This is a genomic window from Bacillus sp. ISL-75 (assembly GCF_018613095.1).
Map to the genome: position 1 here is coordinate 3,947 of NZ_JAGGQX010000098.1, position 1,904 is coordinate 5,850.

The 1,904-nt window shown below is 36.3% G+C and carries 1 protein-coding gene; it reads left to right on the plus strand.

Annotation, left to right across the window (positions count from 1 at the left end):
- Positions 1 to 1,651 (plus strand): BglG family transcription antiterminator (locus J7E63_RS29055; protein ID WP_215018800.1); only part of this gene is annotated, 1,651 nt, incomplete at its 5' end.
- Positions 1,652 to 1,904 lie beyond the last annotated feature (253 nt).

Here is a 1,904-nt window from a genome sequence, read left to right on the forward strand (position 1 = left end):
CTATCTTTTAAAAAGTCTTGTTAATGCGGATGGTCCACTTAATATTTCCGATTTAAGTGATGAATTGTATATCAGTGAGGTCACTTTAAAAGGCGATATACGTAAAGTTAAAAAACAATTAGCGGATCATCATTTGGAACTAAAGATTTCCGGTGACTCTATTGAAATCGTTGGACAGGAAAAAAGTAAACGAAAATTAATGAGCTCCATTCTTTATAGTGAAACGAATGATAATTTTCTTGATATTGATAAGCTAAAGACATCTTTTGAGGGCTATGATATTGACTATATCCGTGATGTCATTGCGGAAGTCTTTTCAACTTATCACTATTTTACAAATGATTATTCGCTTACCAACATCATCCTCCACATTGCCATCGCCATTGATCGGATGGAAAACGGCTTTATTTTTTCAAAACAGGTGGATGGGGAAATTAATCAGGAAAAGGAATACCAAATCGCTAATGAGATTGCTAAAAGACTTGAAGCGCACTTTCATGTGAAGTATTCGGAGGGAGAAATTCGCGACCTGGCGCTCCTTATTTCAAGTAGTGGAACAAGTGTCAACTTCATGCACCTGCACCTTTCAGATTTGCAGGATGTAGCAGGAATACGATGCTTAAATCTAGTAGGGAAGATTCTTGAAGATTTACAAAGTAATTATTACATTGTGATGGAGGATGCCGATTTTTTAGTACGCTTCACCCTTCATATAAAAAATCTTCTCATGCGTTTGGAGAATCATTTTGTCAGCAAAAATCCTTTGACTTCTACCATCAAGCTTAATTGCCCTTCCATCTATGACTGTGCCGTTCATGTATCTTATACCATTAAGGAAGAAACGGGATTCACGATGAATGATGACGAGATTGCCTATGTTGCCTTTCATTTAGGCTATGCCTTAGAGATGCAAAAGCAGGCCAATTCAAAAATTACTTGTTCCATCCTTTTTCCGTTTTATTATAATTACAACGTCCAACTGACTGAAAAACTGACTAAACAGTTTGGTGAAGATCTTCTTATTCAACATATTGTCACCAATGAGAGCGATTTGAACATGTTAAATTGTGATTTAGTCATTACGGCCGTACAACTTAATTCTGTGCCGAAGATTCCATATGTAGTAATCAATCCTTTTTTTACTAGTGTGGATCAAAACAAAGTGGCTAATAAAATTCGTGAATTAAAAGAAACAAAGAGGAAAGACTCCTTCAAGAAAAATATTGAGGTAATAATGGATGACCAACTTTTTGAAGTCGTTCACTCGGTTGGGACTAAAGAGGAAACCCTAACCATGATGTGTGAAATCATGGAACGAAAGGAGTTTGTCGATTCTGGTTTCCTTACGAACGTAATAGAACGTGAAGCTATGTCATCAACAGCTTTTGGCCGGATTGCTATTCCTCACGCCATCAAAATGAACGCAAAAAAAACCGGAATGTTTGTCTTAATCAATAGTAAGGGGATCGTGTGGGATGATTTAACCGTTAATTTAGTCTTACTTCTATCTGTTAGTAAAGATGATAGGAGAATATTCCATGATGTATTTGACTCACTAGCGACTATTTTTACAGAAGATGGGAATGTTTTACAAATTGTGTCCGCAACAGATTTTCAGAGTTTTGTAGATTTACTTGTAGCATGTTACTAATTAGAAGGTCCAGTTCCCGCCCTAACGGTAGAGGCTGCGGGGAGAAGTGTTTACAGCACTTCCTTATTCCTAAAAATAAAACGGCTAGATTCCAATGAATTATAGGAGTCTAGCCGTTTTATTTATGTTTATTAGGTCTATAGGAGAGAAATCCTGATGACCAGAATCAGCGAAATCATATGACTTTCGCTAGCACAATAGTTAGTTATAAGAAAAATATCCCGGTGGAGTTTCCATTTTTATATTAAGAAAA